The sequence below is a fragment of the Caballeronia sp. SL1002 genome, from assembly GCF_057814995.1.
This window is the reverse complement of the sequence record NZ_JBYMUW010000002.1, coordinates 1,853,702-1,870,539: the sequence shown is the minus strand read 5'-3', so window position 1 is coordinate 1,870,539 and position 16,838 is coordinate 1,853,702. Positions and strand designations below refer to the sequence as shown.

General features: G+C 62.9%; 15 protein-coding genes and 1 tRNA gene. 11 read left to right on the top strand and 5 right to left on the bottom strand.

The window, feature by feature from the left end:
- The first annotated feature begins 48 nt into the window (after positions 1-48).
- The 3 genes from AC3D25_RS11180 (at position 49) to AC3D25_RS11170 (ending at position 2,674) form a co-directional block, all read left to right on the top strand.
- Positions 49-1,113 (top strand): glycosyltransferase family 4 protein, encoded by a 1,065-nt coding sequence (locus AC3D25_RS11180; protein WP_488888467.1) that lies wholly within the window; start codon positions 49-51, stop codon positions 1,111-1,113.
- 239 nt (positions 1,114-1,352) lie between these two features.
- On the top strand, positions 1,353-2,144 hold the full coding sequence (locus tag AC3D25_RS11175; protein WP_488888466.1) for a hypothetical protein: 792 nt from the start codon (positions 1,353-1,355) through the stop codon (positions 2,142-2,144).
- Between the two features lie 56 nt (positions 2,145-2,200).
- The gene (locus tag AC3D25_RS11170; RefSeq protein WP_488888465.1) at positions 2,201-2,674 is read left to right on the top strand and encodes a DUF2214 family protein; all 474 of its coding nucleotides are present in this window, start codon (positions 2,201-2,203) and stop codon (positions 2,672-2,674) included.
- Between the two features lie 111 nt (positions 2,675-2,785).
- On the opposite strand, the gene AC3D25_RS11165 is transcribed toward AC3D25_RS11170, so the two are convergent.
- The 4 genes from AC3D25_RS11165 to AC3D25_RS11150 form a co-directional block, all read right to left on the bottom strand.
- Positions 2,786-2,860 (bottom strand) — tRNA-Val (locus tag AC3D25_RS11165).
- Positions 2,861-2,926: 66 nt separating this feature from the next.
- Positions 2,927-3,661, bottom strand: coding sequence for a DNA polymerase III subunit epsilon (dnaQ, locus tag AC3D25_RS11160; RefSeq protein WP_488888464.1), 735 nt, complete (start codon positions 3,659-3,661; stop codon positions 2,927-2,929).
- A gap of 14 nt (positions 3,662-3,675) precedes the next feature.
- Positions 3,676-4,131 (bottom strand): ribonuclease HI, encoded by a 456-nt coding sequence (rnhA, locus tag AC3D25_RS11155; RefSeq protein WP_488888463.1) that lies wholly within the window; start codon positions 4,129-4,131, stop codon positions 3,676-3,678.
- On the bottom strand, positions 4,131-4,979 hold the full coding sequence (locus AC3D25_RS11150; protein ID WP_488888462.1) for a class I SAM-dependent methyltransferase: 849 nt from the start codon (positions 4,977-4,979) through the stop codon (positions 4,131-4,133). The genes rnhA and AC3D25_RS11150 overlap by 1 nt, the downstream gene beginning before the upstream one ends.
- A gap of 16 nt (positions 4,980-4,995) precedes the next feature.
- On the opposite strand from AC3D25_RS11150, the gene gloB reads away from it, so the two are divergent.
- The 7 genes from gloB to AC3D25_RS11115 all read left to right on the top strand — a co-directional run bounded on the left by gloB (position 4,996) and on the right by AC3D25_RS11115 (position 14,951).
- The gene (gene gloB / locus AC3D25_RS11145) at positions 4,996-5,823 is read left to right on the top strand and encodes a hydroxyacylglutathione hydrolase (RefSeq protein WP_488888461.1); all 828 of its coding nucleotides are present in this window, start codon (positions 4,996-4,998) and stop codon (positions 5,821-5,823) included.
- 159 nt (positions 5,824-5,982) lie between these two features.
- Positions 5,983-7,617 carry a transglycosylase SLT domain-containing protein gene (locus AC3D25_RS11140; protein WP_488888460.1) on the top strand — a complete coding sequence of 545 codons (1,635 nt, stop codon included), beginning with the start codon at positions 5,983-5,985 and terminating at the stop codon, positions 7,615-7,617.
- 114 nt (positions 7,618-7,731) lie between these two features.
- Entirely contained in the window at positions 7,732-8,988 is a 1,257-nt protein-coding gene (locus AC3D25_RS11135; RefSeq protein ID WP_488888459.1) for an MFS transporter, read from the top strand.
- A gap of 364 nt (positions 8,989-9,352) precedes the next feature.
- Positions 9,353-10,492: a glutamine-hydrolyzing carbamoyl-phosphate synthase small subunit gene (carA, locus tag AC3D25_RS11130; RefSeq protein WP_488888458.1), complete on the top strand. Its 1,140-nt coding sequence runs from the start codon at positions 9,353-9,355 to the stop codon at positions 10,490-10,492.
- A 71-nt stretch (positions 10,493-10,563) separates the two neighbouring features.
- A complete protein-coding gene (carB, locus tag AC3D25_RS11125) occupies positions 10,564-13,818 on the top strand; it encodes a carbamoyl-phosphate synthase large subunit (protein ID WP_488888457.1) in 3,255 nt (1,084 codons plus the stop codon).
- 129 nt (positions 13,819-13,947) lie between these two features.
- Positions 13,948-14,424 carry a transcription elongation factor GreA gene (greA, locus tag AC3D25_RS11120; RefSeq protein WP_488888456.1) on the top strand — a complete coding sequence of 159 codons (477 nt, stop codon included), beginning with the start codon at positions 13,948-13,950 and terminating at the stop codon, positions 14,422-14,424.
- Entirely contained in the window at positions 14,424-14,951 is a 528-nt protein-coding gene (locus AC3D25_RS11115; protein WP_488888455.1) for a DUF4149 domain-containing protein, read from the top strand. The genes greA and AC3D25_RS11115 overlap by 1 nt, the downstream gene beginning before the upstream one ends.
- A gap of 88 nt (positions 14,952-15,039) precedes the next feature.
- On the opposite strand, the gene AC3D25_RS11110 is transcribed toward AC3D25_RS11115, so the two are convergent.
- Positions 15,040-15,588 (bottom strand): YhbY family RNA-binding protein, encoded by a 549-nt coding sequence (locus AC3D25_RS11110; RefSeq protein WP_488888454.1) that lies wholly within the window; start codon positions 15,586-15,588, stop codon positions 15,040-15,042.
- A gap of 583 nt (positions 15,589-16,171) precedes the next feature.
- On the opposite strand from AC3D25_RS11110, the gene AC3D25_RS11105 reads away from it, so the two are divergent.
- Positions 16,172-16,834: an RlmE family RNA methyltransferase gene (locus tag AC3D25_RS11105; RefSeq protein WP_488888453.1), complete on the top strand. Its 663-nt coding sequence runs from the start codon at positions 16,172-16,174 to the stop codon at positions 16,832-16,834.
- Positions 16,835-16,838 lie beyond the last annotated feature (4 nt).

Genomic DNA, 16,838 nt, shown 5'->3' with positions numbered 1-16,838 from the left:
ACGAAACAACCGTAATACCAGTCTGAATCTTTATTAGGAGTCTCCGACATGCGAATCGCTCAAATCGCGCCCCTCCACGAAGCCGTCCCGCCGAAACTGTATGGCGGCACCGAGCGTGTGGTTTCCTATCTGACGGAAGCGCTGGTCGACGCGGGGCACGACGTCACCCTCTTCGCGAGCGGCGATTCGATCACGTCGGCGAAGCTCGAAGCCTTCTGGCCGCAGGCGTTGCGCCTCGATCCGACCATCCGCGACACGATGGCGCCGCACATGCTGCTGCTCGAAGAAGTCCGCCGCCGCGCCGACGAATTCGACGTGCTGCATTTCCACATCGACTACTACCCGTTCTCGCTGTTCGCGCGCCAGCCGGTGCCGTTCCTGACGACGCTGCACGGCCGTCTCGACCTGCCCGAACTGCAGCCGATCTTCAACACGTTCAACGACGTGCCGGTCGTGTCGATATCCGATAACCAGCGTCAGCCGCTGCCGCAAGCCAACTGGCTCTCGACGGTTTATCACGGTCTGCCGGAAAACCTGCTCACGCCGATCCCCAACGTCGAACCGGGTTATCTCGCGTTCCTCGGCCGTATTTCGCCGGAAAAGCGTGTCGATCGCGCGATCCGTATCGCGGCAGCCGCGGGCATGAAGATCAAGATCGCGGCGAAGCTCGACAAAGCCGACCGCGCTTACTACGAAGAGCACATCAAGCCGCTGTTCGCGCTGCCGCACGTCGAGTACATCGGCGAAATCAACGAGCAGCAGAAGACCGAATTCCTGGGCAACGCGCACGCGCTGCTGTTCCCGATCGATTGGCCGGAGCCCTTTGGTCTCGTGATGATCGAGGCGATGGCGTGCGGCACGCCGGTAATCGCGTTCAATCGCGGTTCGGTGCCGGAAGTGATTGAGAACGGCGTGTCGGGCTTTGTCGTCGAAGACGAACTCAGCGCGATCGCAGCCGTGAAGCGTCTCGACACGCTGCCGCGCGCGAAGGTGCGTCAGGCGTTCGAAACGCGCTTCTCGTCGAAGGTCATGGCCGAGCGCTACGTCCAGTCGTATGAGGAACTGCTGCGCCAGAAGCGCCGCACCGTCCTGCGCGAAGTCAACGCAAAGTAAGACTCCGACGGCCGGGCGAAAGCCTTTAACGACCGTCCGCGGCAACCGACGCCCCGTGCGCCTTCCGGCTCACGGGGCGTTGTCACAATCACACGGTTTTGGTGTCCCGCCGCGCACGGCACGACGAAAAACCTGACGAAATCGGTAACGTCCCTATAATGTCCGGGCTTCGCGGCGAGCGGAGCGCCGCGTGGGAAGCCGCGCGGCAAGCCACATGGGTCACGGACAGGAGCGAAGTCTTGGCGAGAACGAAGCAAACCAGCGCAAACCCGGCACCGGGCGCGGGCACCGTTTTCGCGCTGCGGGCGATCGGGCTTGTTCTCGTCGCGCGCTGGGCCTTTTCCATGTCGCAGATGGGCTATCTTTCGTCGATCCGCGCGATGACTTCGTCGCCGTGGGCCTGCATCAATCTCGTTCTTCTTTTCCTGTTGCTGTTTTTGCCGGGCGCGAAAGCGCGCGCCGAACGGCCGCTGCATCCGCTGCCGCAATGGCTGCGTCAGGCGTTGCGCCTCCTTGCGCTCCTGAGTTTCGCGTTCGCGGTGTTTTCGGTCGGCATGTTCGTCTGGCAGGCGGGCTGGCGGCGCGCGCTGCACGCGCTTGCGGAAACCAATGGCTGGCTGATCGCCGCGCCCGCGCTGTACGCCGTGGTCATATGGATTTGCCGGCCGCGCGCGCTGTGGCGCACGAATATCGCGGCGCGCCGTTTTGCGATCGGCCGCTACGCCATCTCCATCGATCCCGCGACCCGCACTGCCGTCGTGTGGGCCGAAAGCCGCAAGCTCGGGCAATATGATGCGCGGGAGTTATCGGTGCGCTGGGCTTCTGGAACGTCCGATTCGAGCGCCTCTGCCCGGAAAACGCGTCGTCCGAAGATCGAATTGCTGTGGAATTCGCCCGCGGCGGCAGGGCACAATCGCAAGACCGTTTTCCGCGCCGCGCTTAAGAGCGAGGGCGATCGCAGCGCCGCCCGTGCGCTCGACGGCACGTTGCGCCAGGCATCGGTGCCGGTTCTGCTAGTGGGCAGCACGTAGTCGGCTCGCAGGTTTCGTCGGTTTCGCGGAATGCTCGATATGCCAGGGAGGCGCACATGGAGATGCGTTGGTTGCTCGCGGCGATTCATTTACTCGCGTTCGGATTCGCGTTTGCGTCGGTGCTGGCCCGCGCCCGCGCACTGCGTCGCCTCGATCCCTCCAATTCCCTGAATGCCAACGCGCCCGGTCTGCGGGACGTTTTTCGCGCCGATGCGCTGTGGGGAATCGCCGCGCTCGTGTTGCTCGTGACCGGCGCGATGCGCGCGTTCGGCGGCTTCGAGAAGGGCGGTTCGTACTATCTGCATGAGCCGCTGTTCCATTTGAAGATGACGGCGCTCGTCGTCATTCTGTTGATCGAGATTTCTCCGATGCTCGCGTTGATCCGCTGGCGCATCGCCGCGCGGCACGGCGGCGCGGTCGATCTCGGGCGCGCGCGGCGTTACGCATGGATGAGCGATCTCGAAGCGGGATTGGTGATGCTGATGGTGATCGCGGCGACCGGAATGGCGCGCGGCGTTTGGGCGGGATGAATGATCAATAAACGCCGTGAAAATCCGGCTGGCCAAATAAAAAACCCCGACGCTTTTCAGCGCCGGGGTTTTCCGGCAAACGTTCCGTGCTGCGAACGTCTGCCTCTGTCGTGGTGGGTAGTACTGGGATCGAACCAGTGACCCCTGCCGTGTGAAGGCAGTGCTCTACCGCTGAGCTAACCACCCGAAGAGAGCCGAATTATGTCAGAGCTTTTTCTGCTCGTAAAGTAGTTCTTTAACGATTCTGCGCATTTATGCCGCTGCGTCGGCATTTTCCACCACGGCTGGGGCGCGCCATACGCTCGTCCCTTTCACCGCCTTGTCGAGTCCGTCGAGCAGCGCGGCGTGCGCGCTCAGTTCGTCGTCGGTGGCGACGATGATGGTCAAATCCAGGTCATCGAACGCAATGCCCGGCATGGCTGTCGCGCCGGCAGCGGGCGTATCGCCGTGCATGTCGATGACGAGGCTTTCCTGGCCGCGCGTCATCGCGAGATAGACTTCCGCGAGCAGTTCCGAGTCGAGCAACGCGCCGTGCAGCGTGCGGTGCGCGTTGCTGATGCCGAAGCGGTCGCACAGCGCGTCGAGCGAATTGCGTTTGCCGGGGAACATCTGCTTCGCCTGCACGAGCGTATCGATTACGCCGCCCGACACCTCGGTCACGCGCGGCAAACCGACCAGCCCGAACTCGACGTCGAGAAAGCCAATGTCAAACGGCGCGTTATGAATGATCAGTTCGGCATCGGCGATAAAATCGCGCAATTCGGCCGCGATTTCGCTGAATTTAGGCTTGTCGCTCAAAAATTCAGTGGTGAGGCCGTGTACTGCGAGCGCGCCCGGATCGCTGTCGCGGCCGGGGTTCACGTAGAAGTGCAGGTTATTGCCGGTAAGCCGTCGATTGATCATTTCGACGCAGCCGACTTCGATAATGCGGTCGCCCGTGCGGGCGTTCAGGCCGGTGGTTTCGGTATCGAGTATGAGTTGGCGCATGTCGTAACAGTTGGTTAGCCTTCGGCGAGCGAGGTCACGCCGCGATTGGCGAGCGCGTCGGCGCGCTCGTTTTCCGGATGTCCGGCGTGGCCCTTCACCCAGCGCCACTCGATCTCATGCTGGACGACGAGCGCGTCGAGTCGCTTCCAGAGATCGGCGTTCTTGACGGGCGTTTTGGCCGCGGTCATCCAGTTTTTCTTCTTCCAGCCGTGGATCCACTCGCTGATGCCTTTCTGCACGTATTGCGAGTCGGTGTGGATGACGGCGCGCACCGGGCGCTTCATCGCTTCCAGCGCGGCGATCACGGCCATCAATTCCATGCGGTTGTTGGTCGTGGCCGGTTCGCCGCCGAACAATTCCTTTTCCTGGTCGCCGAAACGCAGCAGCGCGCCCCAGCCGCCCGGGCCGGGATTGCCCTTGCAGGCGCCGTCCGTATAGATGTCGATAATTTTTGCGGAGTCTGAAGTCATCAATGCTCGTTGCGTGTGTGCGGTGCGGCGACGGGCGCGAGGCCCGGCGCGAGGGCGGGTTTCTTCAGCTTGCGCGGGCCGATCAGGCGCATGCCGCGCACGCGCTTGATCGCCGTGATCATGTAGGCCGCGCCGAAGATCGGCCACCAGCGGTCGCCCGCGGGCTCCATGAACTGATAGCGTTCGAGCCATTTGTCGTTGACGAGGGGCGGACGATAGCAGCCGAAGCGCCCGCGTTCAAGGTCGAATCCGAGCAGCTTGATCCAGTCCTTAATTCGCGTGAAGGCGATCATTTCGTGCGCCGCCGGCACGAACGGCCGCCCCGCGACCTTGCCGAGCGACTGCCGCGCCCCCCAGAGGCTCAGCGAATTAAAGCCGAGGATAATAAGCTGGCCTTCCGGCATCAAAACGCGCTCGGCTTCGCGCAGCAGGCGGTGCGGATCGCTCGTGAATTCGAGCGTATGCGGCATCACCAAAAGATCGACGCTTTGCGCCTCGAACGGCAGATCGAGCAGGTCGCACCAGACGGCGCTGCGGCCTTCCGGGCCGTGCAGTCCGCGCGTGGCGGACGGTAGCGACGACACGCCGGCGCGCGCGTGACCCGCCCCGAACGCGCTCGGGAAGGTGTACGGCGCGCTCGCGCCGCTCGCCGCGTCGAGGACCAGCCCGCGATACGGCATGCGGTTCTCGCGCAACGCGTCGAGTTGCGGCAGGCCGAGTTGCAGCGCGTGATAGCCGAAAATATCCGACACCACGCGATCGAGCTGCGCCTGCTCCCATTCGAGCACGTAGCGTCCGGGTGCGGAATCGGTCCAGGCGGGCCAGTCTATAATCTTTCGGTCTGACATTTCGGAGTGGTCGCTTGTGAAAACGCTCGCTAGGGAAACGCTTGAGTACGTGCCGGTTCCGGCCTTCGACGACAACTACATCTGGCTCATCTCGGACGGGCAAGACGCGGTGGTCGTGGACCCGGGCGACGCGGCGCCGGTTCAGTCCTATCTCGCCGAACGCGGCTGGCGACTGACCGCTATTTTACTCACGCACCACCATCGCGACCACGTCGGCGGTGTCGCCGATCTGCTCGTTAGCCATTCGGCCGATGCACCCGGCGGCCAGATTCCTGTGTACGGTCCGGCTGGCGAGCGGATCGACCATCTCACATCGCGCCTGAAGGAGGGCGATCGCGTGACGATCGCGCATCCGGCGCTCGAATTCTCGGTAATGGACGTGCCGGGCCACACGGCGGGGCACATCGCGTACTTCCAGCCCGCCGACCCGGACGGCGCGCCGCATTTATTCTGCGGCGACACGCTGTTCGCCTCGGGCTGCGGACGTCTTTTCGAAGGCACGCCGAAGCAGATGCTCGCCTCGCTCGACGCGCTGGCCGCGCTTCCCGATGCCACCTTCGTTCATTGCGCCCACGAATACACGCTTTCCAACATCCGCTTCGCGCTCGCCTGCGAGCCGCGGAACGCGGCGCTCGTCCAGTGGCAGCGCGACGCCGAAGCCTTGCGCGCCGCCCATCGACCGACGCTCCCCACCACCATTGCGCACGAAAAAGCGGTCAATCCGTTCCTTCGCGCAGGCGATCCGGCCGTGCAGGGCGCGCTCGCCGCGCACGCGGACCGGGCGATGACGGACCGGCTCGACGCGTTCACCGTGATGCGCGGCTGGAAAGATAAGTTCCGCTAACCCGCAACATCGTGGGGCGAACTTCATGCGAAACGGTGGAAACTTCGCCAGATCGTGGATTTTGCTCGCTTTTTTGTCTTTTATATTGACGTGACAAGTGCGGTTCCGTACTATCGGCTCCAAATTTCCAAGCATTATCTTTTGGAATCCGAGACGTTCATGCGATTGATTTTAAGTGCGCTACTCGTCCTGACGCTGGCAGCTTGTGCCAGCCAGGGACCCGCGACCAACTCCCTCTCTTCACTGCCTTCCAGCCAGCAAGCCGTAGCCGACGCAATCCGCAAGAACGCCACCGCCAAGGAAACCATCAACGTCGATAAAACGTCGGTCGATTCGCTCGCCGGCGCCGATGGCGATTTGTGGGGTCGCATCCGTCGCGGCTTTCAGGTTCCGGATCTGCAAAGCGATCTCGTCGATATGCAGGTCAACTGGTACGCGCAACGCCCGGATTACGTCGAGCGCATGACCGGCCGGTCGCAGAAATATCTGTATCACATTGTCGAGGAACTCGAGCAGCGGCACATGCCGACCGAACTCGCGCTCTTGCCGTTCATTGAGTCCGCGTACAACCCGCAGGCGCTGTCGGTCGCGAAGGCCGCCGGGATGTGGCAGTTCGTGCCGGGCACGGGCCGCGACTACAACCTCAAGCAGAACATGTGGCAGGACGAGCGGCGCGACGTGCTGGCGTCCACCAGCGCCGCGCTCGATTATCTTTCGCGTCTGCACGACATGTTCGGCGACTGGCATCTGGCGCTCGCAGCTTATAACTGGGGCGAGGGCAACGTGCAGCGGGCGATCGCGCGCAACGAAGCGGCGGGGCTACCGACCGATTATCAAAGCCTGCGGATGCCGAACGAAACGCGCAATTACGTGCCGAAGCTGCAGGCGGTGAAAAATATCGTCGCGAATCCGCAGATGTACGGCCTGACGCTGCCGGATATTCCGAATCACCCGTATTTCGTGACGGTCACAACCTCGCGCGATATCGACGTGACCATGGCCGCGAAGCTCGCGGGCATGACCGTCGAGGAATTCCGCTCGCTCAATCCGTCGTTCGCGAAGCCGGTCATTCTGGGCGCGACGAATCCGCAGATCCTGCTTCCCTTCGATAACGCCAGCGCCTTTCAGCGCAATCTCAAATCGTATTCGGGCGCGTTGTCGTCGTGGACCACGTACACCGTGACCGAACGCGCGCGGCCCGCGGCGATTGCCGAGAAGATCGGCGTGGACGCCGACACGCTGATGTCGGTGAACCGGATTCCCGCGGGCATGCGGCTGAAACCGGGCTCGACCATCGTCGTGCCGCGCAACGACGACGACGATGAAGACATCAGCGCCGATGTCGCCGAAAGCGCGGTGCTCGCCGTCGAGCCGGACGTGCCGGACACGCGCAAGATGCTGATCCGCGTGCGCCGCCAGCAGTCCATCGCGACATTTGCCGATCGCTACGATGTCTCCGTCGGTCAGGTGCGCGCGTGGAATCGTACGCGCCGCGACTCGCTGATGCCGGGCCAGGTCGTCGTGTTGCACGTGCCGGTCGGGCGCGCCGTGCCGGCCGAGCCGGGTCCGGTGCGGGTTGAAACGGTGTCGTCGTCGAATCGTTCGGGCGGCGGGGTGTCGAGGATCGGCACGCGGGTTCCTGAATCGAAGGGCTCGGCGCACGGCGCGAAAACTTCATCGCGGACGTCGGCGAAGGCGACCAAAGTGTCGGACAAGCCCGCGAAGGCTACGAAGACCGTCGCCGCACCGGCCACGAGTCACGCGAAGTCGTCAGAAAAGGCGAAAAAGAAGTAAGCGCGAACGCGCTTCGGCGCGTTCAGATATCCCACGCCGTCACCAAGGTGACGGCGTTTTCGTTTGCGCGCGCCGGTTACACTTGGTCTTTAAGAAAAAACATAAATCGATCGCATGACGTCCTCCGTCCGCCTGCGCGTCTTTTTCCTGTTCGCGGCAGGCTATTTCGTCTCGTATGTGTTCCGCGGCGTCAATCTGGGCTTCGCGCCGACCATCACGCAGGATCTCGGCCTGTCCGCCGCCGATCTCGGGCTGCTCACGTCGCTTTACTTCATCGGCTTCGCGCTCGCGCAGATTCCCGTCGGCGTGCTGCTCGATCACTTCGGCCCGCGCCGCGTCACGGCGGGCATGCTGATCTTCGCGGCGCTCGGGATCTGGATTTTCGGCGGCGCGCACAGCTTAGGCACGATGATGCTCGGGCGTTTGTTCATCGGCGTGGGCGTTTCCGTGTGTCTCGCGGCGGCGTTCAAGGCGTCGGCGCAGTTCTTTCCCGTCGCGCGACTGCCGCTCGTGAACGGCTTCACGATGGCGATGGGTGGACTGGGCGGCGTGGTCGTCGGTTCGCCGCTCGCGACGCTGCTCGCGTTCGCGAGTTGGCGGAGCGTGTGCGTCGGGCTTGGCGTGTTCACGCTCGGGGTATCGGCGGCGATCTGGTTTCTCGCGCCCGAGCGTCGCGACGAACGCGGCCACACGAGCATCGTGACCCAGTTCAAGGGCACGCTGCAGATTCTGCGCAGCGCCGTGTTCTGGAAGGTCGCGTCGTTTTCCGTCGTGACGCAGGGCGTGTTCTACGCGATGCAATCGCTCTGGATCCGCCCGTATCTGCTCGATGTCATGCGTCTCTCGCCCAGCCACACGGCCGCGCTGGTATCGCTGCTGGGCTTTGCGATGATGGCGGGCTGCATCGGATTCGGCTCGGCGGCGCGCGTTCTGGAGCGGCGGGGCGTGTCGGTCTATGCGTTTTGCGGGATCGGCATGGCGCTGTTCGTTGTCGTGCAGATTTTGATGGTGTTGCGTGCGCCGTTGCCGCCCGCGCTGCTGCTCGCGGCTTATGGCGCGTTCGGCGGGACCGGCATTCTGAGCTACGCAATCATGGCCGAATACTTTCCGTCGCACATGATCGGCCGGACCAATACCACGCTCACGCTCGTGATCTTCGTGCTGATTTTCGGCTTTCAGGTGGGCGTCGGCGCGGTGCTGTCGCACTGGCCGATCGACGGCGGGCGTTATCCGGCGACGGCGCACCTGAGCGCGTGGGGCGCGCTGATCGTCCTGCAGATCGCGAGCGCAGTCTGGTACGTGCTGCCCAGCCGCGCGCTGGACAAGCGCGACAGGAACGACCATTCGGCAAGTGCCGTCTCTCAAAAATAAGCGCCGCAGCCGGTCAGGCCCGAGCGCCGCGCGTACCGGAGCGCGCCGGGCGGCCGCAGCGTCTCAAATTTGGCGGAATGGGCGTTCTCGGGCTATAATTCGAAGGTTTGAGCACATCAACCCGCACCCTAGCGCCTACCTCCCACTTACCGTTCATCCGCCGCGCCTTGCCGCGTGCGCCCATGCCCGAGCGCCTGTGCAGTTCTCCTGATAGCGGAGTGACGAGCCGGCGGATCCGCGAGGCCGAGCGCCGCACTGCAACCACACGCGATGCGGGTCCGTGCGCGCCACCAAACAGGCAGCGCGCGACCCCGAAGGTCGGATAAACAGGTCGGCAACAGGGTGTTCCCCCAAGGAGCCTCCCGTGTTGCCGTCATTTTCCCCAGCACTTCTCGCACTCGCCGACGGCACGGTCTTTCGTGGTCATTCGATCGGAGCTTCCGGTCATACGATCGGTGAAGTGGTGTTCAACACCGCCATCACCGGCTATCAAGAGATTTTGACGGATCCGAGCTACGCTCGCCAGATCGTCACCTTGACCTATCCGCATATCGGCAACGTCGGCGTGAACGCCGAGGATGTCGAAGCCACCAAAGTCCATGCCGCCGGCCTGATCATTCGCGATCTCCCGGTTCTCGCCTCGAATTTCCGCTCCGAACAATCGCTCGCCGACTACCTCAAGGCTCAGGGTACGGTCGCGATTTCCGGTATCGATACGCGCAAGCTCACGCGCATTCTGCGCGAGAAGGGCGCGCAGAACGGCTGCATTCTCGCCGGCGATGACGAAGCAAAAGCGCTCGAACTCGCGCGCTCGTTCCCGGGTTTGTCGGGAATGGACCTGGCAAAAGTCGTCTCCACGAAAGAGCAGTACGAGTGGACGCAAAGCGAATGGCGCCTCGGCAGCGGCTACGGCACGCAGAACGCACCGAAGTTCCGTGTGGTCGCGTTCGACTACGGCGTGAAGTACAACATTCTGCGCATGCTCGCCGAGCGCGGCTGCCACGTCACCGTGCTGCCGGCCGAAGCCACTGCCGCCGACGCACTCGCGCTCAACCCGGACGGCATCTTCCTGTCGAACGGCCCGGGCGATCCGGAACCGTGCGAGTACGCGATTGCCGCGACGCGCGAATTCATCGCGCGCGGCATTCCGACCTTCGGCATCTGCCTGGGCCATCAGATCATGGGCCTCGCGGTCGGCGCGAAAACCATGAAGATGAAGACGGGCCACCACGGCGCGAACCATCCGGTGAAAGATCTGGAAGACGGGCGGGTCGTCATCACGTCGCAGAACCACGGCTTCGCGGTCGATGCCGCCACGCTCCCCGCAAACGCCAAAGTCACGCACGTCTCGCTTTTCGACGGCACGCTGCAAGGCTTCGCGCTCACCGACAAACCCGCGTTCTGTTTCCAGGGTCACCCGGAAGCGTCGCCCGGTCCGCACGACATCGCGTACCTGTTCGACCGCTTCATCGGCCTGATGGAAGGCCAGAAGGAAGCGGCGTAAGCCAGCCGAGAGCGGCGCGAAAAGACGGGCAGCACAGTACAGAACACAGCAATACATTACCGAGAGCAGTTATGCCGAAGCGGACAGACATCAAGAGCATCCTCATCATCGGCGCGGGACCGATCATCATCGGCCAGGCGTGCGAGTTCGATTATTCGGGCGCGCAGGCGTGCAAGGCGCTGCGTGAGGAAGGCTACAAGGTCATTCTCGTCAACAGCAATCCCGCGACGATCATGACCGACCCGAACACAGCGGACGTGACGTACATCGAGCCGATCTCGTGGGAAGTGGTCGAGCGGATCATCGCGAAGGAGCGCCCGGACGCGATCCTGCCGACGATGGGCGGCCAGACCGCGCTCAACTGCGCGCTCGAACTTTTCCATCACGGCGTGCTGGAAAAGTACAAGGTCGAACTGATCGGCGCGTCGCCGGAAGCCATCGACAAGGCCGAAGACCGACAGAAGTTCAAGGAAGCGATGACCAAGATCGGCCTGGGTTCGGCCAAATCGGGTATCGCGCATTCCATGGAAGAGGCGCTGCAGGTGCAAGCCGATATCGCGGCGCTAACCGGCAGCGGCGGCTATCCGACCGTGATCCGTCCGTCGTTCACGCTGGGCGGTTCGGGCGGCGGGATTGCATACAACAAGGAAGAATTCGAGGAAATCTGCCGGCGCGGCCTCGATCTTTCGCCGACGCGCGAACTGCTGATCGAAGAGTCGCTGCTCGGCTGGAAAGAGTACGAGATGGAAGTGGTCCGCGACACGCAGGACAACTGCATCATCGTCTGCTCGATCGAAAACCTGGACCCGATGGGCGTGCATACCGGCGACTCGATCACCGTCGCGCCCGCGCAAACGCTCACCGACAAGGAATATCAGGTGCTGCGTAACGCGTCGCTCGCGGTGCTGCGCGAGATCGGCGTGGATACGGGCGGTTCCAACGTGCAGTTCGCGATCAACCCGAAAGACGGGCGCATGGTCGTGATCGAGATGAATCCGCGCGTGTCGCGTTCGTCCGCGCTGGCGTCGAAGGCGACCGGTTTTCCGATCGCGAAGATCGCGGCGAAACTGGCCGTGGGCTACACGCTCGACGAACTGCGTAACGAAATCACCGGCGGCCAGACGCCGGCGTCGTTCGAGCCGACTATCGACTACGTCGTCACGAAAATCCCGCGTTTCGCGTTCGAGAAATTCCGCGAAGCCGATTCGCGCCTGACCACGCAGATGAAGTCGGTCGGCGAAGTGATGGCAATTGGCCGCACGTTCCAGGAGTCGTTCCAGAAGGCGCTGCGCGGCCTGGAAGTCGGCGTGGACGGTCTGGACGAAAAGACCACGAGCCGCGACGAATGTATCCGCGAGATCGGCGAACCGGGTCCGGACCGGATCTGGTTCCTCGGCGACGCGTTCCGTCTCGGCCTGACGCCGCAAGAAATTTTCGAGGAAACCTCGATCGATCCATGGTTCCTCGCGCAGATCGAACAGATCATCCTCAAGGAAAAGGCGCTGTCCGGCCGCACGCTGGAAAGCCTGTCGCGCGAAGAACTGCTGTATCTGAAGCAGAGCGGTTTCTCGGATCGGCGTCTCGCGAAATTGATGGGTTCGGACCAGACCGCCGTGCGCAAGTTGCGCCACGCGCTGAAGGTGCGCCCGGTCTACAAGCGCGTCGATACCTGCGCGGCCGAATTCGCGACCAACACGGCCTACATGTACTCGACCTACGAGGACGAGTGCGAAGCAAACCCGACCGACAAGAAGAAGATCATGGTGTTGGGCGGCGGCCCGAACCGGATCGGACAGGGCATCGAATTCGACTATTGCTGCGTGCACGCCGCGCTCGCGATGCGCGAGGACGGCTATGAAACCATCATGGTCAACTGCAATCCGGAAACGGTCTCCACCGACTACGACACGTCCGACCGCCTGTACTTCGAATCGCTGACGCTCGAAGACGTGCTTGAAATCGTCGACCTCGAAAAGCCGGTTGGCGTGATCGTGCAGTACGGCGGCCAGACGCCGCTCAAGCTCGCGCTCGATCTCGAAGCGAACGGGGTGCCGATCGTCGGCACGTCGCCGGACATGATCGACGCCGCCGAAGACCGCGAGCGTTTCCAGAAGCTCTTGCAGGAGCTGAACCTGCGCCAGCCGCCGAACCGCACGGCGCGCGCCGAAGACGAAGCGCTGCGTCTCGCCGAGGAAATCGGTTATCCGCTGGTGGTGCGCCCGTCCTACGTGCTGGGCGGCCGCGCGATGGAAATCGTCCACGAGCCGCGCGACCTCGAACGCTACATGCGCGAAGCCGTGAAGGTTTCGCACGATTCGCCGGTGCTGCTCGACCGCTTCCTGAACGACGCGATCGAATGCGACGTGGACTGCATTTCGGACGGTGAAGCCGTGTTTATCGGCGGCGTGATGGAGCACATCGAACAGGCGGGCGTGCATTCGGGCGACTCGGCCTGCTCGCTGCCGCCGTATTCGCTGGCGCAAGATACCGTCGACGAACTCAAGCGCCAGACCGGCGCGATGGCGCGCGCGCTGAACGTGATTGGCCTGATGAACGTGCAGTTCGCGATCCAGCAGGTGCCGCAGGAAGACGGCACGAAGAAGGACGTGATCTACGTGCTGGAAGTGAATCCGCGTGCGTCGCGCACGGTGCCGTATGTGTCGAAGGCGACCGGCTTGCCGCTCGCGAAGATCGCGGCGCGTGCGATGGTCGGCCAGAAACTCGCCGATCAGGGCGTGACGAAGGAAGTCATTCCGCCGTACTTCAGCGTCAAGGAAGCGGTGTTCCCGTTCGTGAAATTCCCGGCGGTCGATCCGGTGCTCGGACCGGAAATGCGTTCGACCGGCGAAGTGATGGGCGTCGGCCGCACGTTCGGCGAGGCGCTCTTCAAGTCGCAGCTCGCGGCCGGTTCGCGTCTGCCGGAGTCGGGCACGGTGCTTCTGACCGTGATGGACGCCGACAAGCCGAAGGCCGTCGAGGTCGCCGGCATGCTGCACGAACTGGGCTACAAAATCGCCGCGACCAAGGGCACGGGCGCTGCGATTCAGGCGGCGGGCATCCCGGTGAAGGTGGTGAACAAGGTGAAGGACGGCCGTCCGCACATCGTCGATATGATCAAGAACGGCGAGATCGCGCTGGTCTTTACGACCGTCGACGAAACGCGTGCCGCGATCGCCGATTCGCGTTCCATCCGCATGAGCGCGCAGGCCAACAAGGTCACGTACTACACGACCATGTCGGGCGCGCGCGCGGCGGTGGAAGGTTTGCGCTACATGAAGGACCTGGAAGTCTATGATTTACAAGGCCTGCATGCTCGCCTAAACTAAGGCCTCGGTTTTATAAATCAGTCTTGGCATCAAGGGCCGCGGTTAAGCGGCGTCCTCCCAAAGTTACCGGGAGGATGCACTTAACCGCGGTAATTTTTTTACGGCGGTATTTTGCCTCTTGAGTTGTTTATGAGCACAGTTCCATTGACCAAGCGCGGCGCCGAATTGCTGCGCAGTGAGTTGCAACGCCTGAAATCGGTCGAGCGTCCGGCCGTCGTCAATTCGATCGCGGAAGCGCGCGCTCAGGGCGATTTGTCGGAGAACGCCGAGTACGACGCGGCGAAGGAAAAGCAGGGCTTTATCGAAGGCCGCATTGCCGAGCTCGAGTCGAAGCTGGCCGCGGCGCAAGTGATCGACCCGACCACGGTGGAAGCCGACGGGCGCGTGGTGTTCGGCGCGACGGTCGATCTCGAAGACCTGGATTCGGGCCACAAGGTGACCTATCAGATCGTCGGCGACGACGAAGCGGACATCGAGCACGGCCTGGTTTCGATCAGCTCGCCGATCTCGCGCGCCTTGATTGGCAAGGGCGAAGGCGACGTTGCGTCCGTGCAGGCGCCGAGCGGCGCGCGCGAATACGAGATCATCTCGGTGCGTTACGTCTGATGGCGCAACGACTCTTCCGGATCGTGGCGATGGTGTGGGTCGGTAGCGTGCTTACGCTGGGTTATATCGCCGCGCCGGTGCTCTTCGCGATGCTCGACCGCACGTCGGCGGGCTCGGTCGCGGCGCAACTGTTCCGGATCGAGGGCTTTCTCGGCGTGGCGTGCGCGCTGATCCTGCTGTTGATCGGCAATCGGATGGTGCGCAGCGGGTTCGCCGATTATCGCCGCGTGCGGTGGATCGTCGCGGGCATGTTGTTGTGCGTGCTGATCGGCTACTTCGGGCTGCAGCCGTTCATGAATTCGATGCGGGTCGCGGCGCAGGAAGCCGGCACCGATCTCGCGCATTCCGCCTACGCGAAGCAATTCGGCATGCTGCACGGATTGTCGAGCGCGTTCTATCTGGTGGAAAGCGTGCTGGGACTTTTGCTGATCTGGCGTTTGCCGAGTCAGCCTGCGGCGGTGCCGGCCGGTTCGGCCGTCGCTCGCGGACAATCGGCGAGTGTCGCCGCGCGCCGCGCGCGTCGGTGAATCTACGCGGGGATTTCGGTCAGCGCGCTTGAGATAGCGCGCATGACCGAAAGCGCCGGACCTGGATCCGGCGCGGTTTCTTCGCTGCTTACTTCGACGTCTGGTGCTGACGCTTCGCGCTCGTCTGACGCTTCTTGGCCCGCTTGACATTGCCGCCTGCGGTCACGCGTTCATTGCCGCGAACCAGGAGTTTCTGTTTCTTCGGCTTGCGCACGGCGGGTGCATCGCGCGTGATCTTCACGGCCTTGACGATACGCGGCGCCGCGCCCTTCGTGGACGGTTCGCCTGCGGCTTCGCGGGCGCTCGGCAGGGCGGTACGCTTCGAGCCGGGGTTCTTCACGCTTTTCGCGGGCGCGACGGTGCCTTCCGGGCGCCAGATCACGAGCAGCTTGCCGATATGCTGGATTTGCGCGGCGTGCAGACGATCGGCGATCTCGTCGTACATGGCGATGCGCGCTTCGCGGTCGTCGCCGAAAACGCGGATTTTGATGAGCTGATGCGCGCCGAGGTGGACCTCGATCTCGGTCAACACGGCTTCGGTCAGTCCTTCAGCGCCGACGATAACGACGGGCTTGAGCGCGTGGGCCTCGGAACGCAGGTCGGCACGTTGGGCGGGAGAGACTTTGAGGGCTGGCATGAAAAGTAACGGGCTCGACTAAAATAAGGGGCGCCAGAGCGTGATCTGGCTAAAGAAAACGGACTTGAACGGCGTATTGCGAAAGGCGGGCGTGGTTGCAAAGATAGCTTGTCAACCGACCCGGACACGATGACTCAGACTTCCGGCGCGAAAAAGGCTTTCGGCGCGCGGCGGTTACAGGAGCCGGGCCAACCACGCAAACTTTCACTGAACGGCGACTGCGCGATAACTACGGTCGGAGTGCGGGCTGCAGTCGAGCAGACTGCCAGCGCCAGAGAATCAAACATCGCCATCAAGCGACGAAGGGCGCCATCACAGCGCAATTAAACGCGATATCGGCTAAGAACGACGCGACTGCACGGTATCGGCGCGATGAAAAACGCCACAACGGCAACGCGAAAAACAGTTCAACCGGCGGCGGCTGCATCAGCATAACGCGTCGGCCGGGTCAATAAGACGCGTATTATCCGCTAAAAGCATTGCGGAATGCAGCAAATTAATGCAGCAGGCGTCGCGCGACATCACCCTCGTTTCGCGCAAAAACGCGTCTACGCACACTACAAGGCAGCAAGAGTTCTTCTCAATGGCAAAAAATCGCTTCAATCATTCGTGGTTGCATGACCACATCAACGACCCTTACGTGAAGCTCGCGCAGCGCGAAGGGTATCGCGCACGCGCTGCCTACAAGCTGAAGGAAATCGACGAGCAGGACAAGCTGATCCGTCCGGGTCAGGTCATCGTCGACCTTGGATCGACACCCGGAAGCTGGAGCCAGTACGTGCGTAACAAGCTCGCGCAGGGTACGAAGCGCGACGCGACGCGCACGGGCGGGATCGACGGCACGATCATTGCGCTCGATTTGCTGCCGATGGAGCCGATTGCCGACGTCACGTTCATCCAAGGCGACTTCCGCGAGGACTCGGTGCTCGCGCAGCTGCGGGAAATTCTCGGCGAGCGTCAGGTAGACCTTGTAATTTCAGACATGGCCCCCAACCTCTCGGGAGTGGCAAGCGCGGACGCGGCGCGGATCGAGCATCTTTGCGATCTTGCGCTGGAGTTCTCGCAGAATCACCTGAAACCGGACGGCGCCTTGATAGTGAAAGTGTTTCATGGCAGCGGTTACAGCCAGATCGTTGAAAAGTTCAAGCATCAGTTTAAAGTCGTTGCGCCGCGCAAGCCTAAGGCGTCGCGCGATAAATCGTCCGAAACGTTTATTTTGGGCAGGCAGCTCAAGCGTCCCGCCTGATCTG

Bases quoted from the DNA above. Each gene is read 5' to 3' on its own strand.
- AC3D25_RS11180 (WP_488888467.1), top strand. From the start codon at position 49: ATGCGAATCGCTCAAATCGCGCCCCTCCACGAAGCCGTCCCGCCGAAA.
- AC3D25_RS11170 (WP_488888465.1), top strand. From the start codon at position 2,201: ATGGAGATGCGTTGGTTGCTCGCGGCGATTCATTTACTCGCGTTCGGA.
- dnaQ (WP_488888464.1), bottom strand. From the start codon at position 3,661: ATGCGCCAACTCATACTCGATACCGAAACCACCGGCCTGAACGCCCGC.
- rnhA (WP_488888463.1), bottom strand. From the start codon at position 4,131: ATGACTTCAGACTCCGCAAAAATTATCGACATCTATACGGACGGCGCC.
- AC3D25_RS11150 (WP_488888462.1), bottom strand. From the start codon at position 4,979: ATGTCAGACCGAAAGATTATAGACTGGCCCGCCTGGACCGATTCCGCA.
- AC3D25_RS11140 (WP_488888460.1), top strand. From the start codon at position 5,983: ATGCGATTGATTTTAAGTGCGCTACTCGTCCTGACGCTGGCAGCTTGT.
- AC3D25_RS11135 (WP_488888459.1), top strand. From the start codon at position 7,732: ATGACGTCCTCCGTCCGCCTGCGCGTCTTTTTCCTGTTCGCGGCAGGC.
- carB (WP_488888457.1), top strand. From the start codon at position 10,564: ATGCCGAAGCGGACAGACATCAAGAGCATCCTCATCATCGGCGCGGGA.
- greA (WP_488888456.1), top strand. From the start codon at position 13,948: ATGAGCACAGTTCCATTGACCAAGCGCGGCGCCGAATTGCTGCGCAGT.
- AC3D25_RS11115 (WP_488888455.1), top strand. From the start codon at position 14,424: ATGGCGCAACGACTCTTCCGGATCGTGGCGATGGTGTGGGTCGGTAGC.
- AC3D25_RS11110 (WP_488888454.1), bottom strand. From the start codon at position 15,588: ATGCCAGCCCTCAAAGTCTCTCCCGCCCAACGTGCCGACCTGCGTTCC.
- AC3D25_RS11105 (WP_488888453.1), top strand. From the start codon at position 16,172: ATGGCAAAAAATCGCTTCAATCATTCGTGGTTGCATGACCACATCAAC.